This window comes from Sphingomonas sp. LM7 (assembly GCF_002002925.1).
GTDB lineage: Bacteria > Pseudomonadota > Alphaproteobacteria > Sphingomonadales > Sphingomonadaceae > Sphingomonas.
In genome coordinates this window covers 4,126,375-4,146,451 of record NZ_CP019511.1, presented here as the reverse complement: position 1 = coordinate 4,146,451, position 20,077 = coordinate 4,126,375, and the positions used below count along the sequence as shown (strand labels likewise).

The following is a 20,077-nucleotide window of genomic DNA, read 5'->3' as shown; positions in this document are numbered from 1 at the left end:
AATGCTCTCCCCGATCCGCATCCAGATCCAGCGCCTCCCACATGGCGAGGATCTCCCCCTCCCCGCTTACGCCACGCAGGGTGCCGCGGGCATGGACGTCGTCGCGGCGGAGGATCTGACCCTTGCCCCCGGCGCGCGCCACGCCGTCGCCACCGGCTTCGCGATGGCGATTCCCGAGGGCTATGAGGTCCAGGTCCGGCCGCGTTCGGGCCTCGCGCTCAAGCATGGCGTGACTTGCCTCAACACCCCCGGCACGATCGACAGCGACTATCGCGGCGAAGTGAAGGTGATCCTCGCCAATCTCGGCGACACGCCTTTCCCGATCGCCCGTGGCGACCGCATCGCCCAGCTCGTCCCCGCCCCCGTCCAGCGCGCCGAACTCGCCGAAGTCGAGACGCTCGACGAGACCGCGCGCGGCGCCGGCGGTTTCGGCTCCACCGGAACGCGATGAGCCTCAGCGACGCCCAGCTCGACCGCTATGCCCGGCACATCGTGCTGCGCGAAGTCGGCGGGTCGGGCCAGGCCAGGCTGCTCGCCAGCCACGTCCTGCTGATCGGCGCAGGCGGGATCGGCTCGCCGGCGATCCAGTATCTCGCCGCCGCGGGTGTCGGGCGGATCAGCGTGATCGACGATGACGATGTCGCGCTGTCGAATCTCCAGCGCCAGACGCTCTACGGCACCGACCAGATCGGCATGCCCAAGGTAGATGCAGCGGCGCAGGCGGTCGCCCGGCTCAACCCCGATGTCCGCTTCGAAGCGATCGGCGAGCGCATCGGCCCGGCCAATGCCGCACCGTTGCTGCACGATCTCCAGCCCGACGCGATCCTCGATGGGTCGGACAATTTCGCCACGCGCCTCGGGGTCGCCGACGCCGCGCTCGCCGCGCGCATTCCGCTCGTCTCGGCGGCAGTGGCGGAATTCGAAGGCCAGCTCGGCACCTTCCGCGGCTGGGAAAGCGGCAAGCCCTGCTATCGCTGCTTCGTTGGCGCCGATCCCGAACGCCCAGAGGCTACCTGCGCCGAACAGGGCGTGCTCGGCGCGCTCACTGGAGTGATGGGAAGCCTCGCCGCACTCGAAGCCATCCGCGCCTGCGCGCCGTTCGGCGAGGACAGTGCGGGCAAGCTGCTGCTCGTCGATGCGCTGTCACTGCGCTTCCGCAGCCTGATCCTGCCAAAGGATCCCGGCTGCCCCGCATGTGGCGGTCTTCAGGCCGTTTCGAGCGGCACCATCGACCAGCCGTCAAAGGCATAAGCCTTGGGCTCATCGGCGAATTGCTCGGTCGGTACTGTGTCGGGCTCGCGGACATAATCGTCCACCAGATCCCCAATCCTCTCCGGCTCTTCCACGGCCGCTACTCCCTCAGTCGAGGCGATATCTTAGCGCATGTTTAACCATGGTGCGAGTCCGTGGCGGACCGGTTCGTCTTGACATGCCGATGCTGAGCCGCTGGTAGCCTTTCTCCGTTACCGCCCTGCATCGGGCACGATCGGACAGGAGCGATATGGCGAGCAACGGCAAGCGGGTTCTGGTCACGGGCTCGGCGGGATTCATCGGTTTCCACACCTGCAGCAAGCTGCTCCAGCAGGGCGCCACGGTGCTCGGCGTCGACAATTTCTCGGCCTATTACGATGTCGCGCTCAAGGAAGCGCGCACCGACATCCTCGGCAATCACGCCGACTATTCGCTCGCTCGCGTGTCGATCGAGGACCAGGATGCGCTCGGCGCGGCCTGGACCGACTTCAAGCCCGACACGGTGATCCATCTCGCCGCGCAGGCCGGCGTGCGCTATTCGATCGACGAGCCCGCCAGCTATATCAGCACCAACCTGGTCGGCACCCACAACATCCTCGAACTCGCACGGCACAATCCGGTCAAGCACCTGCTCGCCGCTTCGACCAGCTCGGTCTACGGCGCCAACACCCAGATGCCGTTCGAGGAAACCCAGCGCACCCAGACCCCGCTGAGCCTCTATGCCGCGACCAAGGGCGCGACCGAGCTGATGGGCCACAGCTACAGCCACTTGTTCGGCACGCCGATGACCTTTTTCCGCTTCTTCACGGTCTATGGCCCGTGGGGACGCCCCGACATGGCGCTGTTCAAGTTCACCAAGGCGATCCTCGCGGGCGAACCGATCGACGTCTACAACAACGGCAACATGGTGCGCGACTTCACGTACATCGACGATCTCGCCGAATCGATCGTCCGCCTCACCGATGCGATCCCCGGCCGCGAGCCGGTCGAGGGTGACAGCCTGTCCCCGGTCGCGCCGTTCCGCAGCGTCAACATCGGCAACGGCCAGCCGACTCCGCTGATGGACTATATCGGCGCGCTCGAATCCGCATTGAACAGGAGGGCAATCAAGAACCTCCTCCCAATGCAGCAGGGCGACGTTCCCGCTACCGAAGCCTCCTCCGCGCTGCTCAAGCGCCTCACCGGCTATGCGCCCTCGACTACGCCATCCGACGGCGTCGCGCGCTTCGTCGATTGGTATCTGGAGCATTATAAGGCCTGACCTGAAAGCCCGGCCCGATCCTCAGCCGGGCGTTTCGACCAGCTCGACGATCTCGAAATCATAGCGCTCCCAGCCGCGCTGTTTCGCCGCGTCGGCGGTGGCGGCCTTCTTGCCTGTCGCCTCGCGCAGCGATTTGGCGTGCCCCCAGAACACCTCGGTCTTCCCGCCGCCCAGATGCGCGACGATGCGCCAGTAATGCGTGAACGGCGCCGCGGTCGGCCCGATCGTCTTGACGTAGCCGTCCGACAAGGTCGCGGTGAGGATGCGTTTCTTCTTCGCCATGCCCGTGCCGATAGCCGATCGCGACGCGCCTGTGGAACCCGCGGCCCGGCATCCCCACATAGCTGCGCGAAACGGAGATCCGCATGACCCAATATCGCAAGACCGACGAAGCGCTCGCCGCCCTTTCGCCCGAGGAATTCTTCGTGACGCAGAAAAGCGGCACCGAACGTCCCGGCACCGGCAAATACCTGAACAACAAGGAGCCGGGCATCTACGTCGATATCGTCTCGGGCGAGCCGCTGTTCGCCTCGGCCGACAAATATGAGTCGGGCTGCGGCTGGCCGAGCTTCACCAAGCCGATCGAGCCCGCCAACGTCGCCGAACTGCGCGACGTCACCCACGGCATGGTCCGCACCGAAGTCCGCTCGGCCAACGGCGACAGCCATCTCGGCCATGTCTTCGACGATGGCCCGCGCGATCGCGGCGGCCTGCGCTATTGCATCAATTCGGCGTCACTGCGCTTCGTGCCGCGCGCCGAGATGGAGGCGCAGGGCTATGGCGCCTATCTCGACCAGGTCGAGCAGCCTGGCTGAACCATGTTCCAATGTAGGATTTGGTCTGCTTAGCTTGAGCGGCCGGTGCCCCCGGCCGCTCTTTGCATCGTCTACTTTGCGCGTGTGCCCACTATCGCCGAACGGCGTACGCACGACCCGCGTTTAGCGCTGGTTGACCGTCGCCACTCGCGCGAAATAGTCAACTTCGTCAACTTCGCCGCCTCAGCGCGTTGCGATGAACGCCCGCACCGCCGGCCCGATGTCCGCCCGCTCCAGCGCCACCGCGATGTTCGCCTGGATGAACCCGGCCTTGTCGCCGCAATCATAGCGCGTCCCGGCAAAGGTCACTCCATGGAAGGGCTGGTCGCCGATCATCCGCGACATCGCGTCGGTCAGCTGGATCTCGCCTCCTGCGCCCTTTTCCTGACTCTCCAGCACGCCCATCACTTCGGGCTGGAGGATATAGCGCCCGATCACCGACAGGTTCGACGGCGCGGTGCCGGCTGCCGGTTTTTCGACCAACCCTTTGACTTCGGTCAGCGCCCCGTCGCGCCCGCCGGGCGTGATGATGCCATAGCGATGCGTCTGGTCGTCGGGGACCTCCTCGGCACAGATCAGGTTTCCGCCGACCCTGTTATACGCGTCGACCATCTGCCTGAGACAGCCGGGTTTCCCGACCATGAAATCATCGGCAAGCAGCACCGCGAAGGGCTCGTCGCCGACGATGTCGCGGGCACACCACACGGCGTGGCCGAGGCCCATCGGCTCCTGCTGGCGGACATAGGCGACTGCGCCCGGCTTCAACCGCGTCGCGTCGAGCACGTCGAGCGACTTGCCCCGCAACGACATCGTCTTCTCGAGCTCATATGCGATGTCGAAATGGTCCTCGATCGCACTCTTGCCGCGGCCGGTGACGAAGATCATCTGCTCGATCCCGGCCTCGATTGCTTCATCGACGGCGTACTGGATCAGCGGCCGATCCACGACCGGCAGCATTTCCTTGGGCATCGCCTTGGTTGCGGGCAGGAAGCGGGTGCCAAGGCCACCGACGGGGAATACGGCCTTACGCAGGGGCTTGATCATGAAACTCTCCTCGGCCGCGGCCTTGCCCGTTCCAAAAGGCCCGATCAAGCATCGGCCCGCGCGCTTATATCGGTCTTAAGCCTCGGGCGCTAAGCAGTGCGCCATGTCTGCACCCAAGGTCCTCATCGTGTTCGGCACCCGTCCCGAAGCGATTAAGCTTTTCCCGGTCGTCCAGGCGCTTCAGGCGCATGGCGGGCTCCAGGTTCGTACCTGCGTCACCGCACAGCATCGCGGGCTGCTCGATCAGGTGCTGGCAATCGCAGGGATCGTTCCTGACGTCGATCTCGACGTGATGACGCCGGGCCAGTCGCTCGATGAACTCACGGCGCGGCTGCTCACCGGGCTCGGCAGGGTGCTCGATGCCGAGAAGCCCGATCGGGTCCTGGTCCAGGGCGATACGGCCACCGCGATGGTCGGAGCGCTCGCGGCCTATTACCGGAAGGTGCCGGTCGGCCATGTCGAGGCCGGGCTGCGCTCCGGCGACATCTACCAGCCCTGGCCGGAGGAAGTGAACCGCCGCATCGTCGCCCCGATCGCCGACCAGCATTTCGCCCCTACCGAGACCGCTGCCGATGCGCTGCGCCGCGAGAATATCGATACTGCGACGATCCACGTCACTGGCAACACGGTGATCGATGCGCTCCACGCCACCCGGGAGCGGATCGCCGCGGATACGTCGCTCGCCGCGGGCCTCGACCCGATTGCCGAGCGGTTCGCCGGCAAGCGGCTGATACTCGTCACAACGCATCGCCGCGAGAATTTCGGCGATGGCATGGCCGGGATCGCCGGCGCGATCGCCCGGATCGCCGACCGGTCCGACACTGCGGTGCTCTTCCCGATGCACCCCAATCCCAATGTCGTGTCGGTGATGGACCGCGTGCTCGGCGACCGGCCCAACATCTGCCGCATCGACCCGCTCGATTACCCCCATTTCATCCGCGCGCTGGGCATGGCTGAAATCGTCCTCAGCGATTCGGGCGGCGTGCAGGAAGAAGCCCCCGCCCTCGGCAAGCCGGTGCTGGTGATGCGCGAGACTACGGAGCGCCCCGAAGGCGTCGCGGCTGGCACCGCAAAGCTGGTCGGCACCGATCCCGACCGGATCGTTTCCGAAATCTCAACCCTCCTCGACGTACCCCATGCCTATTCTGCCATGGCACGCGCCCACAATCCGTTCGGCGACGGCCATGCAGCAGAGCGGATTGCAGGGATCGTCGCACATGGTTTCGGACTCTGAGCTCAAGGTCGCCGTTCTCGGCCTCGGCTATATCGGCCTTCCCACCGCCGCGGTGATCGCGCGCACCGGCGCCCGGGTGCTGGGCGTCGACGTCCATGAGCACGTCGTCGAGACCGTCAATTCGGGCAAGGTCCATATCGAGGAGATCGACCTCGACGGCCTCGTCTCGGGCGTGGTGGCACGCGGCAATCTGCGCGCCTCGCTGCATATCGAACCTTCGGATGTGTTCGTCATTGCCGTGCCGACGCCGTTCCGTGAGAATCATGCGCCCGACATCGGCTATGTCCTCAAGGCCGCGACCACCGTCGCGGTGGTGCTCAAGGCCGGCGACGTCGTCATCCTCGAATCGACTTCGCCCGTTGGCACTACCGAGAAGGTCGCCGCGCTGCTCGCACAGCTCAGACCCGATCTGAAGATCCCCGGCCACTGCACTGGCAGCGCGGACGTCGCCATCGCCTATTGCCCCGAGCGGGTGCTGCCCGGCCGCATCCTCGTCGAGCTGATCGACAATGACCGCGTCATCGGCGGCATCACCCCACGCTGCGCACGCAAGGCACTGCAATTCTATCGCCGATTCGTCCGCGGCGCCTGCGTCACCACCACTGCCAAGGCGGCCGAGATGACCAAACTCGCCGAGAACGCGTTCCGCGACGTCAACATCGCCTTTGCCAACGAGCTGTCGCTGGTCGCCGATCACATGGGCGTCGATGTGTGGGAAGTCATCCGGCTCGCCAACCGCCATCCGCGCGTCAACATCCTGTCGCCGGGCCCAGGCGTCGGCGGGCATTGTATCGCGGTGGACCCGTGGTTCCTGGTCAGCGCCGCGCCCGAGCAGACCCCGCTGATCCGCACCGCCCGCGAAGTGAACGACGGCAAGGTCGATCATGTCATCGCCCAGGCATCAGCGATGGTCGAGGCCGACCCCGCGGCGCGGGTCGCTTGTCTGGGCCTCGCCTTCAAGGCCAATATCGACGATTTCCGCGAGAGCCCGGCGCTCAAGATCGCAGTTGCGCTCGCGAATCGGTTCGGCGAGCGCGTACAGATCGTCGAGCCCTATGCCGATGCCCTGCCCGCATGCTTCGACGGCACCGGCGCGACGCTCATCGATGTCGATTCGGCGATCGAAACCTGTGCCAGCTTCGTGGTGCTGGTCGATCACGACGTGTTCCGCTCGATCCCGCTCGACGAGCGCGCCGAAAAGCAGGTCTATGATACGCGCGGCATATGGCCCGATCAGCCCGCGCCTGGCCGTAGCGAAGCGCTGCGACTCGCGAGCTGAGCCTTCACCTCAACGATTGCGGATGAGAAGCGACTGCCAGTCGCCGGTCAGCGGCTGGTCGCGCTCGGCCAGCCAGGACGGAATGACCGGACGCGCCGGCAACGTCTCGAGTTTGGCGATCTCGGCTTCGAGCGTCGCCACCCGGTCGCGCCAGTGCGGATGGGATCGACTGCGGAAGATGCCCCCCGCCTTGCTTGGCCCGAAGCTGCGCCAGAATGCGATCGACGCACCCGGAGAGTAACCCGCGTTCGCCAAGAGATAGACCGACAGAAGATCGGCGCGAATCTCGGTCTCCCGAAAATACTTCACGTTGGCGCCGAACCCTGAGAGCATTCCGAAATCCACGCCGCGCGCCTCCAGCCGCTCGCGGTGACGCAGGATGTTGTGTGAAAATTCGTGCGCCACGGCGGCCGCGACCTGCTCGCCGGTATAGGCTTCGAGGAACTTCGAGCTGACCTGGACCATCGTGCCGTCGGCGGAGGCGCTATAGTTTTGCGCGAGCCTTAGCTCGAACCGGGTACGGCATGCCGGAACCGGCCGGATGGTCAGCGTGACCGGTGATCCCGCGCGAATCGCTTGGACTTCGATCGGCTGGCCCTGGGGCAAGCCCGCGATAGCCAATTGGGCGGCGACGAGTCGCTGGGTCGTGCCGCTCTTCCCCTGGATCGCCGCGATATCGACCGAACCGACGCGAACCAGCGAATCGTCTGCGCGCAATCCCGCCTGCTCGGCCGGGCTGCCGGGGAGCACGCCTTCGATCCCCACCGGCGTCGCGAACTGGAAATGCGCCCGCGCCGCGTCGCGCGATGCCTGGTCGAATTGGTCGAGCGTATGGAGCTGAAAGCCGATTCCGGGCTCCAAACGGTCGCATAGCGGCGCATTGGCGACTGCCAGCCGCCAGCCGATCAGGGCGAGATCGAGGTCCGCCTTCCGAACCGCCTCGAAAACCTCGGCGCTCTGATTCGCCTCCGCCCGTGCGGCAATCGAACCGAAAAACAGCGGGATACTCGCCGCTACGCCTGCGAATCCCCGACAATATCGAATCGCGCGCCGGAGAAATCGAACCATGGCTTCTTTAGCCACGCCCGCCGGGCATTCACAATGTGGCAGGATGGGACGACAATCGTCTGCGCGTGGTCCTTGTGGCCCGAACCGCATGGGACTACCGTCCATTAACCCCTTGGCACTAATGCTGCAGCGCGTTATGAAAATGCGTGCGCTCGCAGCACGGGTCCACGTTGTGAGCAAAGAGTTCGGATATACCGGACCAGTGTTGCGTTCGAGCAACGGCAACGCTAAGTTGTCGTGAGCTTGAATTTTGAGGTGTTGCCGTGGGCGGACTCCTATGTCATAGGGTCGCCTGACGAGAGCACCGGAGCTCGAAGAGGGAGTAAAATAATGTTGTCTAAGCTTCTTACGGCGGCTGCAGTCATTACGATGGCAGCTACCCCGGTTGTGGCGGCTCCGGCCTCCAAGCTTTCGCTTTCGCGCGCCGCTACGGTGAGCGAGAATGACAGCGAGCTGGCGCCGGCCGTGATCATCGGTGTCCTTGCGACCGTCGCCATCATCGGCGGCGCAGTTGCACTCGCCAACAACGATGACGATCCCGAAAGCCCGTAAGCCTTCGGTATTTGAGTTTTGGATGGCGGCCTAACGGCCGCCATTTTTTTTGCCCGACGCGGGAACGTCGACTTCCCCGCGCATCGGGACGCTGCATTGCAGCCGCCCGGCCTTCTGACACGTCCGGCAACGCGATTTCCTACGGTCGCCTTGATCGGCCAAAGCCGGAGCGTCCTCCGTCCCCAAGGTCGCCGATCTCGGGATGGCAGCCCAATCCACACTCTCGGCGTTATTGACTTGCCGGGGATTGCGCACATTGGCAGATGGACGCGGAATAGGTCGATTTGGAATTGTCAGAAGCATGAGTTTGTGGGGGAAATTTGTGTCTGCGCTTGGCGGACCCCCCGCCCCGTCCGGACCCGCCGGCGCACGGGCCTACGCGATCGGCGACATCCACGGGCGCCTCGACCTGCTCCGCGAACTGACTGCGAAAATCGAAGCCGATCTGGCAGCGCGCCCGGTTGATCGCAACTACATCATCTTCCTCGGCGACTTCATCGATCGCGGACCGGACTCGGCCGCTGTCATCGAATTCCTGCGAAACTATCGTGGCCGCGGCAGCCGAATGGTTTTCCTCGCCGGCAACCACGAGGAATTCTTCCTCCGCGTCCTCAACGGCGAAACCGGAATTCTCGACAACTGGCTGGAATATGGCGGCCGCGAATGCGTCCGGAGCTATGGGTTGTCCCCCGATCGGCTGACGACTTTGGAAGAGCAGGATGCGCTTGAAACTCTTCGCGGCGCGATCCCGTCAGATCATCTGAAGTTTCTGAACGAGCTTTCCGATACGTTTCGTTTTGGCGACTACCTATTCGTGCACGCCGGAATACGTCCCGGGGTTGCGCTTGAAGATCAGAGCCGCCGCGACCTCCGATGGATTCGCGAGCCGTTTCTGAGCGATTCCATCGATCATGGCTTTGTCGTCGTTCATGGCCACACGATCGTAGAAAAGATTGTCGAGCGTAGAAATAGAATCGCGATCGATACCGGCGCTTACCGAACGGGCGTGCTCACATGCCTCGTTATCGATGCTGCCGAGAAGACATATCTTGGCACTTCGGGTGACAATATTTCGGCATAGCGCGATTTCAGCGCCACTGGCGCCATCCCGCGTCGAATGATTTGTGAGCGCTGTGGCAGCTAGTTTGCACCCCTTGCGCGTGAATAGGATTCGGTCCTATGGGCGGGGGAAATGAACATCCCGCGAGGCGGGCGACCACGGTCGATGGAGCATTCAATTTCATGAGCGTTCGAGCAGCCAAACCGGTCGCGATGATTGCATGCGTGCTTTTCAGTGCGCTGCTGGCGGGGTGCAACACCCGCGGCGGGCCCGTGCCCTATGACGTCGCCGATTTCGGCCCTCCCGATCAGCCCAAGATGTCGACGGGCGCCGATTATCGCCTCTCTGCAGGCGACACGCTTTCGATCATCGTGTTCCGCGTGGAAGAGCTTTCGCGGGACTATCAGGTCGATCCGGTCGGCAATATCGCGATCCCGCTGATCGGCGCGGTTCCCGTGGCCGGGCACACGACCGCGGAGATCAAGCAGACCGTCGTCGCCAAGTTGAACGAGCGCTATTTGCGCGATCCGGACGTGACTGTCGTGGTCAAGGAGGCCGCGGCACGCGTCGTGACGATCGACGGGTCGGTCAAACTGCCCGGCGCATATCCTGCGACGGGCGACCTCACGCTGCTCAAGGCCGTCGCGCTGGCGCGGGGCGTCGATAAGGACGCCAATCCCAAGCGCGTGGCGATTTTCCGCACCGTCGAAGGCAAGCGGATGGCGGCAGCGTTCGACCTCACCATGATTCGCCGCGGTGAAGCAGCGGATCCGCAAGTGTTCAGCGGCGACATCGTCGTGGTCGACGGATCGGGCTCGCAATCGGTGTTCCGCGATCTTCTCGCCACGCTGCCGGTCGTCGCCCTTTTCCGGCCCTTTTAATCATCGCCGACGCAGAAGTTCTGGGGACATATAGTAGCAATGGGTAAGAACGATCTGGAGCCCCGGGGTGTGGCGGCGGTCTGGCCGCTAACGCAGCAGCCCCGCAACCAGGACGCGCTGCTCGGCCTCAACCGGACCGAGGGCTCGGATCTGAACCTGGCCGCGCTGTGGCGGATCGCCTGGACGTGGCGCTGGCTGCTCCTTGGCGCCGTTGCGGCCGGAATAGCCGGCGGTGTGATCTTCACGCTGCTGACGACGCCGCTGTACCGGTCCGAAGCGGTGATCGAGATCAACCCGCCTTCGGTGGAGGTGATGGACGGCGGCAAGGCTGGCCCGGTTGCGCAGAACGATCAGGCTTTCGTGCAGACGCAAAGCGGCCTCCTTCGCAGCCGGTCGCTTGCCGCACGCGTGGTTCAGGATCTCAATCTCGCCTCCAACGAAGCGCTGGTGCCAGACCCGAATGCCGATCGCGCAACGCGTCAGCGTATCGCCACCAACCTGCTCAATGCCAATCTGAAGGTTGAATCGGACGAGCGCAGCCGGTTGATCAAGATTTCCTATTCGTCGGCAGATCCGCAGCTCGCCGCGAAGATCGTGAACGGTTTCGCCGACAGCTACATCCGCACCAGCCTCGAGCGGCGCTACCAGGCATCGTCCTATGCGCGCGATTTCCTGCAGAAGCAGATCGGCACCGTGCGCCGCGAGCTGGAGACGTCGGAGCGCCAACTCGTTGCCTATGCGCAGCAGCAGGGCATCATCCGCACCGGCGCCGGAGAAAGTGCAACGAGCGACACCGCCTCGCTCACGGGGACATCGCTGGTCGAGCTGAACAAGGCGCTCGCGGATGCGGAGACCAAGCGTATCGCCGCCGAACAGGCCTATCGGGAATCGACTGCCTCGAGCGCGACCGTCGAGATTTCCGAACGTACCGCCGACCTTCGTAACCAGCGTGCGAAGCTCGAAAGCGACTATCGCGAGAAGGCCACGATCTTCCGGCCGGATTACCCCGAGCTGCAAAGCCTGAAGGCCCGCATCACTGCGATCGACGAAGCGATCCGCACCGAGGCGGGAAGCGTGCGCGCCGGCCAGTCCGGCACACGCCGCGCCGATTATCAGGCCGCATTGTCGACCGAGAACACGCTTCGCTCGCGCGTCGAACAGCTCCGTGGTCAGGTCCTCGACCTTCGCGGCCGCAGCATTCAATATACGATCCTGCAGCGCGACGTAGACACCAACCGTTCGCTCTACGAAGCACTTCTGCAGCGCTACAAGGAAATCGGCGTCGCCGGCGGCGTCGGCGTCAGCAATGCCTCCGTGGTCGACAGGGGCGATGTTCCCTCGTCGCCGTACAAGCCGAATCTCATGGTCAATCTGCTGCTGGGCATGCTCATCGGCGCCGGTATCGGCCTGGGCACGGCGTTGGCGGTGGAGTTCATCAACGATACCATCAAGACGCCCGACGATGTCCGCGACGATCTGGAACTCGCCTTCCTCGGCGGGATCCCGGTATCCAAGGGCAAGCGCCCAACCGAGGCCCTGCGCGAAGCGAATTCGCCGATTTCGGAAGCGTATTTCTCTGCCGCGATGTCGCTCCAGTTCACTACGGACGGCGGAGTCCCGCGCGTCCTGCTCGTGACGAGTACCCGCCCGGCAGAGGGTAAATCGACCTCGACCTGGGCGCTCGCCCAGCATTTCGCCCGGTTGGGTCGTCGGGTGCTGCTCATCGATGCGGACATGCGCAAACCGGCATTCGTAACGGGACGCGAGAAGGAAGATGGTCTTTCCAACCTGTTGACGACCCACGATCTTCTCAACAACCACGTCCAGCAGACGGACGTCGAGGGCCTCTGGCTGCTGCCCTGCGGCCCGATCCCGCCGAACCCGGCCGAACTGCTGTCGTCACCGCGACTGCGCGCCATCCTGGCCGAAGCCACGAGCGCTTTCGATATGGTCGTGATCGACGGCCCGCCGATCCTCGGGCTTGCGGACTCCCCCCTGCTTTCGACGGTCTGCCAGGCGACGCTGATGGTTGTGGAAGCTGGGAAGACGCGGACGCGGGCAGCTGTCGAAGCGCTGAATCGCATCCGTTCGTCGGGCGGCAATGTGGTCGGCGCACTGCTCACCCGCTATCGCCATGAGGCGACGGGCTATGGCTATAATTACGAAGCCTATAGCTATCGCTCGGTCGAAAATCGCAACCGCGAGATTCGCGCAATCGGTGGCCGTGCGGAGTAAGTCCGGGCGGCGACTCCGTATCGAGTGGCCTGCAGTCGCGCGCCACGCGGTCGCGATCGCGGCGACGCTCGGTCTCGCGGCAATCGTCATCAAGGTCGATGCACCCGACGCGCTCTCGGCCCATAAGGCAGCGCTCGCCGCGATCGCGCCGGACAGTCCCGACCGCGCATTCGAGGCCGCCGGCGCGGAAATCGCCACCGGCGCGAAAAGCGTTCCTGCGGCGTCCCTGGCCCGCGTCAAGGACGCGGCCTCCGATGCTCCGCTATCGGCCGAGCCCTATTTCGTAACCGGCGTCGATGCCCTCTACCGCGGACAGGCGGCGAAGGGACAGGCGCTGCTGACGGAAGCGCGCCGCCGCAATCCGCGGCATCGCCTGGCACGCCTGTTCCTGCTCCAGGAAGACTTGCGCGCGATGCGGGTGCTCGAAGCTACCCGCGAGCTGAAGGTCCTGACTCGGCTGGTCCCTCAGGTCACCACGCTGATCGTGCCCGAACTGGCCAAGCTTGCCGTTGATCCGCGGACGCGCTCCGCCGTGGCCGGCGCCCTGCGCGGCGATCCGCTCCTGAACCATGTTCTGCAGCAGCTTGCCCAGAGCGGCGCCGAGCCCGGCGTAGTCCTCGAACTCGCGCGCGGCGCGCCGCCTCCCCGCGGACAGGACGATCCGGATTGGCGCAATGCGCTCGTTGCGCAGTTCGTCGAGCGCAAGCGATATGGCGAAGCATTCCGGCTATGGGCCGAGTTCAACAAGGCACCCGCGATGCCCGCCGGGCAACTGGTCTTCAATCCGCGCTTCGAGCGACGTCCGGAGCCTGCCCCGTTCAACTGGCTGTTGTCGGCGAACAGCGTCGGTGCCGCGGAAACGCAGCGCGCGGGAGGCTTAACCGTCGAATATTTCGGCCGGGAATCGGGCGACCTGACGTCGCAGCTCCTGCTGCTCGCACCCGGCCGCTACCGGATGCAGTTCAAGGTCGAAGGCAATGCCGACGGTCAGGGCAGTCTGCTGCTCTGGTCGGTATCCTGTGCCGGCGGCGGCGCGCGTCTGGCCGAGGCGCCGCTCAAAGGCGTCACCTACACGACTGAAACCAGGGCGTTCGACTTCACGGTGCCCGCTCAGGATTGCGGCGCGCAGATGCTTCGTCTCGAAGGCCGCGCCGGCGAATTCCCGGCGACGCAAGCCGTCACCATTCCGGCCCTCGCGCTGCGTCGTCTCGAAAGCACGCACTGATTATGCGTCAACTCTCCGTCCCCGCCTATCTGATGGCCTGCCTGCTGCTGGGAGGCGCGAGCGCCGCCGGCTACATGGCCAATCTGACGCTGCAGTTGGCTGCGATTCTCGTCCTTTACATCGCCCTGTTCTGGCGCCGGCGCGGCCCGATCTCGCCGCCAAGCCGGCAGCTCCTGGTCCTCGCGGCCCTTTTCGTGGGGCTTTTTCTGATCCAGATCGTGCCGCTGCCGCCGGCGCTTTGGACGTCGCTGCCGGGCCGCGAACCGATCCTGCGCGGCTTCGAGCTTCTCGGCGTGCCTGCGCCGTGGCTGCCGATCTCGCTAAATGCCCAGCATACGCTGGCATCGCTGTTCTGGATGCTGCCGGCGCTGGCGGTGCTGCTGGGGATCACATTGCTGGGCGGATACAAGGCCAGCTATCTTGCCTGGACGATATTGGCCGTGGCGGCAGTCTCCGTCGCAGTCGGCGGGATTCAGGTCGCGGGCGGCGAAAACAGCCCCTGGTATTTGTATCAGATCACCAACCGCGGCGTGGCGGTGGGCTTCTTTTCGAACGCCAACCACCTTGCCACGATGCTGCTGGCCGCCATTCCCCTGCTCACCGCCGTCGTCCTGTCCGAGCGCGGCCGGGGGAAGAACACTGCGCGAAGCTCGGGCATCGCTGTGATCGGTGCCGCGGTCTTCCTCGTCATCGCGCTCGGCCTGATCCTGAACCGCTCGCTCGCCGGATGGGGCCTTGCCCTTCCGGTACTCGGCGCGAGCCTCCTCCTGTTCCTCAGCCATCGCCGCAAGCTGCCGAAATGGGCGCTGGGCGGAGCCGCGATCGCGGCGGTCGGCGGCGTCGCGCTGGTGCTGACGGCGCCGCTCGGCAATAACCTGACTACGGACGAGGCGCGCACCAGTTCGACGTCACGCTACGCCTCGTTCGGCCGGACGCTGTCGGCGACCCCTGAATATCTTCCGACGGGCTCAGGAATCGGGACATTCGTCGACGTGTATCGCAGCCGCGAAGATCCGTCGCAGATCACCCGCTTCTACATGAACCACGCGCACAGCGACTTGCTGGAAGTTCTCCTGGAGACCGGCCTTTTCGGCGCGGCGCTGCTGCTGCTGTTCCTGATCTGGTGGACGCGGCGGGTCTTCGCGATCTGGCACGACGCGGAATCGGATTCGTTCACCAAGGCTGCTACAATCGTCTCCGCGACGGTGATGGCACACAGCCTGGTCGATTATCCGCTGCGCACCGTCGCGATCTCGGCGATTTTCGCGATGTCGATCGCGCTCATGGCCGAACCCCGCGCGCACTCGCGGCGATCGAAGGCAAAGACCGAATCCGATGTCCGCCATCTTTCGGCGGACTGATCAGATTTCCTGCAACGCCTCTAGGTAGCGGGTGACGACGATCCGTTCGTCGAACTCCTGCTCGGCTTTCTCACGGCTTCGGCGGCCCATCGCCGCGCGCGCATCGGCAGGCAGTTCGAGCAATGCCGTCATGCGCTCGGCGAGCGCGGCGGGGTCGCGCGGCGGGACGAGGAAACCATTGGCGCCGTCCTCCACGATCTCGCGGCAGCCCGGAACGTTCGAGGCGATCAGCGGCAGGCCGGCCGCTGCCGCCTCGAGCAGCGAGCGTGGCGTCCCCTCGGGATAGAAGGTGGGGAGAACGACGCAATCGGCGGCCGTGAGGAATGGCCGGACATCATCTGCACCGCCGGGGAACTCGATCGCGCCGCTGCGCTCCCATTCGCGAAGCGTCTCCAGCGTGATCGCACCCCTGCCCTCCTGGATCAGTCCGAGCAGTTGCACGCGCGTGTTCGGGTAACGGGACTTCACGATACGCGCCGCTTCGACGAGGTCGGCAACGCCTTTGGAATGGAGCAACCGACCGACGAAGAGGAAGGTGACGCCCTGCTCCGCCGATACCGTGCGCGCAGAGGGTTGGAACCGGCTGAGATCGACGCCTGATCCGGGAAGCAACCGGGTGCGTTCGGCGCGGACGATCTCCTTCTCGACGAACAGCGCTCGGTCGTCCGGGTTCTGGAAGAATATCACGGTCGCCCGGTCGAGCGCTAAGCGATATAGACCGCGAACGAGGCGGTTGATCAGCCCGCTGGCGAGAAATGTCTCGCCCAGTCCGGCGATGTTGTTGATCGTCGGCGTGCCCCGCAACCGGGCGGCGAGCGATCCGAAGACATTGGGCTTGATCGTGTAGCCCAGAAACGCCGCTGGGCGTAGTTTGCCCAGCAGGCGATAATAGTCGACGAACAACCGCAGATCGCGCAACACCGAGGTTCCGCGCGGATCCATTTCGATCGGGAAATACTCGATCCCGAACTCGGCAAGCCGATCGGAATATTCGTCCCGGGGGGCGATGGCGACGACCCGGTAGCCGGCCGCCTGAAGGCCGCGAACCAGCCCGAGCCGGAAGTTCAGGATATTCCACGACCCATTGATGGAAATTACGACGGTTTTATCGGCCATTTGCCCTCGCGCATTGGTCGGGGGGCATTATACATCCCCAACGGCATCGGGAAGCCCGCAACGCTTGCGTTGCCGGGTGGGTGAAGCTACCCGGCAGCGGGGCCAGCTCTTCCGCCTGGCGGGAAAACGCTACCCAGCGACGGAGACTCTGTGTTCCCTTATTGGCTGTTGTTTGCGGTGTTCGCGCTGGGCGCAGTGTCGTACAGCCTGAAGGGGCGCGACCAAAACAGGCCCTCGCCGCTTTTGCTCGCTGCCGCCGTGCTCATCGTGCTTGCCATCGGCCTGCGCCTGCGTGTCGGCGCCGACTGGCAGAATTACGTCGTAATCTTCGATTATGTGGGCGGGATGTCGTTCGGAGAGGCGATGGCGCTTCAGGATCCGGCGTACATGGCGCTCAATACGCTCGCCCATTACCTGAATGTCGACATCTGGCTGGTCAATCTGATCTGCGCGATGATCTTCACCTGGGGGCTTGTGGTGTTCGCGCAGCAACAGCCCAATCCCTGGCTCACCATCGCGGTTGGCGTCCCCTATCTGATCATCGTCGTCGCCATGGGATACACCCGGCAGGCGACCGCGATCGGGCTGGTCATGGCCGCGCTGATGCGGTTCGAGCAGGGCCGCTATGTCCGTTTCCTGTTCCTGTTCATCCTGGCGGCGGCGTTCCACAAGAGCGCCGTGCTGATCATGCCGCTGATCGTCGGCGCATCGATCCGACACCGCTTCGTGATCTACTCGATTGGCGCGGTCCTCGCTGGGTTGCTGTTCTTCCTGTTTCTCGAGACCTTCCTCGCTTCGATGTTCGCCAACTACTTCGATGCGGAGCGCAGCTCGCAAGGCGCTGGCATCCGAATCGCGATGAACATCCTGCCCGCCATATTGTATCTGGTAGCGCAGGACCGCTTTGCGGTGTCGGAGCAGGAAAAGCGGATCTGGCGCAACTTCGCCTATGCTTCGCTCGCCTGCTTCGTCGGGCTTCTCGTGATGTCCTCCTCGACGGTAGTCGATCGTTTCGCGCTCTATCTGATCCCGTTGCAGTTGTTCGTGCTGGGCCGCCTGCCTTATGCCTATCCCGCCCGCAGCATGCGGAACGGTCAGCTGGTCGCCTTCGTGCTGGTATACTCGGCATCAGTGCAGGTGATCTGGCTGATTTTCGCGCAACATGCGGAATATTGGCTGCCCTATCGCAATTACCTGCTCTGACGTTGCGGACATCGATGACGCTGCGCGGTTGCACTTCACCGACCAATGCCCTACCCCATCGCCGGGGGCTCCATGGGGCCATAAAATTTCACCAAGTGTCTGAAATGCGAGGATATAATGTCGTCTGACGTTCGGAACTTTGCGCTCATCGGCGCCGCCGGTTATATCGCGCCGCGCCACATGGCCGCGATCAAGGCGACCGGAAACCGGATCGTCGCCGCGATGGACCCGAACGACTCCGTCGGCATCATCGATAGCCATTTTCCTGAAAGCGCGTTCTTCGTCGAATTCGAGCGCTTCGACCGCCACATCGACAAGCTGCGCCGCAAGGACGACGGCCGCAAGGTCGAGTTCGTCTCGATCTGCTCACCCAACTATCTGCACGATTCGCACATCCGCTTCGCGCTGCGCGCCGGCGCCGACGCGATTTGCGAGAAACCGCTGGTCGTCAATCCCTGGAACGCCGAGGCGCTTCAGGACATCGAGCGCGAGAGCGGTCACAAGGTTCACACCATCCTGCAGCTGCGCCTGCACCCGAGCATCATTGCGCTGCGACAGCGCGTGGCGGACGCCGTGGCTGCCGACCCCAATGCGATGTTCGACATTGACCTGACCTACATTACCAGCCGCGGCGCCTGGTATTTCGCGTCGTGGAAAGGCGAGGATACCAAGTCTGGGGGCATCGCCGCGAATATCGGCGTCCACTTCTTCGACATGCTGCTCTGGGTCTTTGGTCCTGCGATCGAGAACAACGTTCATCTGCTGACCTGGGACGTCGGCAGCGGCGTGATCCGCTTCAAGAACGCGAATGTCCGCTGGTTCCTGTCGGTGAATGCCGAGTATCTTCCCGAGGCGGTGCAGGCGAAGGGCCAGCGCACTTATCGCAGCATCACCATGGACGGCGGCGAGATCGAGTTCTCGGAAGGGTTCACCGACCTTCACACCGACAGCTATCGCCACATCCTGAACGGCGGCGGCTTCGGGTTGGACGACGCGCTGCCGGCAATCCGGCTGGTGCATGAGATCCGTACGGCGCCGCAACTCAAGTTCGCCAGTTCGACGCATCCGCTGGCCGGCATCGCGAGACGCGCCGCCGGATGAGCTACACCAAGCACGATAGCGCGATCGTCGATGATGGCGCCCAGATCGGCGACGGCTCGCGGGTCTGGCATTTCGTCCATGTCTGCGCCGGCGCCCGGATTGGTGCGGGCGTATCGCTGGGGCAGAATGTGTTCGTCGGGAACGACGTAGTGATCGGCGACGGCTGCAAGGTGCAGAACAACGTCTCGGTCTATGATGGCGTGCGGCTGGCTGAGGGCGTGTTCTGCGGTCCGAGCATGGTCTTCACCAATGTCTACAACCCGCGCTCGCTGATCGTCCGCAAGGATGAATACCGGCAGACCCAGGTCGGGCGTGGCGCCACGCTGGGCGCCAATTGCACCGTCGTGTGCGGCGTGACGATCGGCGAATTCGCCTTCGTCGCGGCGGGCGCGGTGGTCAATCGCGATGTCAAGCCGTTCGCGCTCATCGCGGGCGTGCCGGGCCATCAGATCGGCTGGATGAGTCGCCATGGCGAGCGGCTGGCGCTGCCCGTGCAGGGAAGCGGCAACGAGACCTGTCCTCACACCGGCGACGTCTATCAACTTACCGACGGCATGCTGACGCTGGCTGCCTAGACCTCCCCTTTCCAGCACTTACTGCCAGCGCTTGACCGACCCGCCCGTCGCCAGGGCGGACGAGCTTGGCGCTAGGCGCCCTTCAGCACGCGTTCCCCTGCCCCGCCTTGGGCGATCACCTTGGCGGGCACCCCCGCCAGTGTCAGCCCGGGCTCCTCGAACGATCTGGTGACGACGGCGTTGGCGCCGATCACGCAATTGTCGCCGATCCGGATCGGACCATAGAGCTTCGCGCCGGGGCCGATATAGACGTTGTCGCCGATTCGCGGCGAGTATTTGTGCTCTTCGCCCGGCTCCACGAACTGCGCCGCACCGCCGATATGCGCACCCATGTGGATCCGGCAATTCTTGCCGATCCGCGTGGTCGGATCGATCACCAGCAGACCGTAATGGACGATCGCCACCCCCGGTCCGAAGATGTTCGGGCCGAGGCTGAACCCCAGCCGCACCGACATCCGCCGGAACAGCAGCAGGAACGGGATGCGGACCAACGCGGGCTTTCCGGTGTTGAGCAGATACTCATAGACCCGCATCGCCAGCGTGAAGCGCGCCACCGGATCGAGCAACAAGGTGCGCGCGCCGGGCCGCACGCCCATGCTGGCGAAATCGGCGCAGATATAGGCTTTCAGGCTCGCCCGGCTGTCGATCACTTCCAAACCTTTCCTGCTCCAGATGGCGCCGGCAACCCGTAAGGATCGCGAGCCCGTCTGGCCAGTCGCAACCCGGGGGTTGGCGGCTCGGCAGCGACCAGCTAAGCGACATGCCATGCATCGCTTGCCAAGCGCCCGCGCGGGCGGGAAGACCCTCTTTTGGAGC

The 20,077-nt window shown here is 64.5% G+C and carries 20 protein-coding genes; 15 read left to right on the top strand and 5 right to left on the bottom strand.

Annotation, left to right across the window (positions count from 1 at the left end):
- Position 1: 1 nt before the first annotated feature.
- From dut to BXU08_RS19360, 3 genes are all read left to right on the top strand, one after another.
- Positions 2 to 451, top strand: coding sequence for a dUTP diphosphatase (dut, locus tag BXU08_RS19370; protein ID WP_077511815.1), 450 nt, complete (start codon positions 2 to 4; stop codon positions 449 to 451).
- The gene (locus BXU08_RS19365) at positions 448 to 1,251 is read left to right on the top strand and encodes a HesA/MoeB/ThiF family protein (RefSeq protein WP_077511813.1); all 804 of its coding nucleotides are present in this window, start codon (positions 448 to 450) and stop codon (positions 1,249 to 1,251) included. The genes dut and BXU08_RS19365 overlap by 4 nt, the downstream gene beginning before the upstream one ends.
- 250 nt (positions 1,252 to 1,501) lie before the next feature.
- Positions 1,502 to 2,512 (top strand): NAD-dependent epimerase/dehydratase family protein, encoded by a 1,011-nt coding sequence (locus BXU08_RS19360; protein WP_077511811.1) that lies wholly within the window; start codon positions 1,502 to 1,504, stop codon positions 2,510 to 2,512.
- Between the two features lie 21 nt (positions 2,513 to 2,533).
- On the opposite strand, the gene BXU08_RS19355 is transcribed toward BXU08_RS19360, so the two are convergent.
- The gene (locus BXU08_RS19355; RefSeq protein WP_077511809.1) at positions 2,534 to 2,794 is read right to left on the bottom strand and encodes a hypothetical protein; all 261 of its coding nucleotides are present in this window, start codon (positions 2,792 to 2,794) and stop codon (positions 2,534 to 2,536) included.
- A gap of 83 nt (positions 2,795 to 2,877) precedes the next feature.
- On the opposite strand from BXU08_RS19355, the gene msrB reads away from it, so the two are divergent.
- The gene (gene msrB, locus BXU08_RS19350; protein WP_077511807.1) at positions 2,878 to 3,327 is read left to right on the top strand and encodes a peptide-methionine (R)-S-oxide reductase MsrB; all 450 of its coding nucleotides are present in this window, start codon (positions 2,878 to 2,880) and stop codon (positions 3,325 to 3,327) included.
- 183 nt (positions 3,328 to 3,510) lie between these two features.
- On the opposite strand, the gene galU is transcribed toward msrB, so the two are convergent.
- The gene (gene galU, locus BXU08_RS19345; RefSeq protein ID WP_077511805.1) at positions 3,511 to 4,371 is read right to left on the bottom strand and encodes a UTP--glucose-1-phosphate uridylyltransferase GalU; all 861 of its coding nucleotides are present in this window, start codon (positions 4,369 to 4,371) and stop codon (positions 3,511 to 3,513) included.
- 103 nt (positions 4,372 to 4,474) lie between these two features.
- Between galU and wecB the strand changes: the two genes are divergently transcribed.
- Together wecB and wecC are read left to right on the top strand one after the other, a co-directional pair.
- Positions 4,475 to 5,605 carry a non-hydrolyzing UDP-N-acetylglucosamine 2-epimerase gene (wecB, locus tag BXU08_RS19340; RefSeq protein WP_077511803.1) on the top strand — a complete coding sequence of 377 codons (1,131 nt, stop codon included), beginning with the start codon at positions 4,475 to 4,477 and terminating at the stop codon, positions 5,603 to 5,605.
- Positions 5,589 to 6,884, top strand: a complete 1,296-nt coding sequence (gene wecC / locus BXU08_RS19335) for a UDP-N-acetyl-D-mannosamine dehydrogenase (protein WP_077511801.1) — start codon at positions 5,589 to 5,591, stop codon at positions 6,882 to 6,884. Before wecB ends, wecC begins: the two co-directional genes overlap by 17 nt.
- A 9-nt stretch (positions 6,885 to 6,893) precedes the next feature.
- On the opposite strand, the gene BXU08_RS19330 is transcribed toward wecC, so the two are convergent.
- The gene (locus BXU08_RS19330) at positions 6,894 to 8,171 is read right to left on the bottom strand and encodes a M48 family metallopeptidase (RefSeq protein WP_150125590.1); all 1,278 of its coding nucleotides are present in this window, start codon (positions 8,169 to 8,171) and stop codon (positions 6,894 to 6,896) included.
- 150 nt (positions 8,172 to 8,321) lie between these two features.
- Here BXU08_RS19330 and BXU08_RS19325 point away from each other — a divergent pair, with 150 nt between their 5' ends.
- The 6 genes from BXU08_RS19325 (at position 8,322) to BXU08_RS19300 (ending at position 15,266) form a co-directional block, all read left to right on the top strand.
- The gene (locus tag BXU08_RS19325) at positions 8,322 to 8,504 is read left to right on the top strand and encodes a hypothetical protein (protein WP_150125589.1); all 183 of its coding nucleotides are present in this window, start codon (positions 8,322 to 8,324) and stop codon (positions 8,502 to 8,504) included.
- 322 nt (positions 8,505 to 8,826) lie between these two features.
- Positions 8,827 to 9,585, top strand: a complete 759-nt coding sequence (locus BXU08_RS19320; protein WP_253190449.1) for a metallophosphoesterase family protein — start codon at positions 8,827 to 8,829, stop codon at positions 9,583 to 9,585.
- A gap of 161 nt (positions 9,586 to 9,746) precedes the next feature.
- Complete coding sequence (locus BXU08_RS19315) at positions 9,747 to 10,445, top strand: polysaccharide biosynthesis/export family protein (protein WP_171982582.1); 699 nt, start codon at positions 9,747 to 9,749, stop codon at positions 10,443 to 10,445.
- A 39-nt stretch (positions 10,446 to 10,484) separates the two neighbouring features.
- Positions 10,485 to 12,680, top strand: a complete 2,196-nt coding sequence (locus BXU08_RS19310) for a polysaccharide biosynthesis tyrosine autokinase (RefSeq protein ID WP_077511791.1) — start codon at positions 10,485 to 10,487, stop codon at positions 12,678 to 12,680.
- Entirely contained in the window at positions 12,664 to 13,905 is a 1,242-nt protein-coding gene (locus tag BXU08_RS19305; RefSeq protein ID WP_077511789.1) for a hypothetical protein, read from the top strand. The genes BXU08_RS19310 and BXU08_RS19305 overlap by 17 nt, the downstream gene beginning before the upstream one ends.
- Entirely contained in the window at positions 13,797 to 15,266 is a 1,470-nt protein-coding gene (locus BXU08_RS19300; RefSeq protein ID WP_171982581.1) for an O-antigen ligase family protein, read from the top strand. The genes BXU08_RS19305 and BXU08_RS19300 overlap by 109 nt, the downstream gene beginning before the upstream one ends.
- On the opposite strand, the gene BXU08_RS19295 is transcribed toward BXU08_RS19300, so the two are convergent.
- Positions 15,267 to 16,382: a glycosyltransferase family 4 protein gene (locus BXU08_RS19295; protein WP_077511785.1), complete on the bottom strand. Its 1,116-nt coding sequence runs from the start codon at positions 16,380 to 16,382 to the stop codon at positions 15,267 to 15,269.
- A gap of 150 nt (positions 16,383 to 16,532) precedes the next feature.
- Here BXU08_RS19295 and BXU08_RS19290 point away from each other — a divergent pair, with 150 nt between their 5' ends.
- The 3 genes from BXU08_RS19290 to BXU08_RS19280 all read left to right on the top strand — a co-directional run bounded on the left by BXU08_RS19290 (position 16,533) and on the right by BXU08_RS19280 (position 19,261).
- Positions 16,533 to 17,585, top strand: coding sequence for an EpsG family protein (locus BXU08_RS19290; RefSeq protein ID WP_077511783.1), 1,053 nt, complete (start codon positions 16,533 to 16,535; stop codon positions 17,583 to 17,585).
- A gap of 117 nt (positions 17,586 to 17,702) precedes the next feature.
- Entirely contained in the window at positions 17,703 to 18,686 is a 984-nt protein-coding gene (locus tag BXU08_RS19285; RefSeq protein WP_077511781.1) for a Gfo/Idh/MocA family protein, read from the top strand.
- Positions 18,683 to 19,261 (top strand): acyltransferase, encoded by a 579-nt coding sequence (locus tag BXU08_RS19280; protein ID WP_077511779.1) that lies wholly within the window; start codon positions 18,683 to 18,685, stop codon positions 19,259 to 19,261. The genes BXU08_RS19285 and BXU08_RS19280 overlap by 4 nt, the downstream gene beginning before the upstream one ends.
- Positions 19,262 to 19,332: 71 nt before the next feature.
- On the opposite strand, the gene BXU08_RS20490 is transcribed toward BXU08_RS19280, so the two are convergent.
- The gene (locus BXU08_RS20490; protein ID WP_171982580.1) at positions 19,333 to 19,911 is read right to left on the bottom strand and encodes a serine O-acetyltransferase; all 579 of its coding nucleotides are present in this window, start codon (positions 19,909 to 19,911) and stop codon (positions 19,333 to 19,335) included.
- Between the last annotated feature and the right edge of the window lie 166 nt (positions 19,912 to 20,077).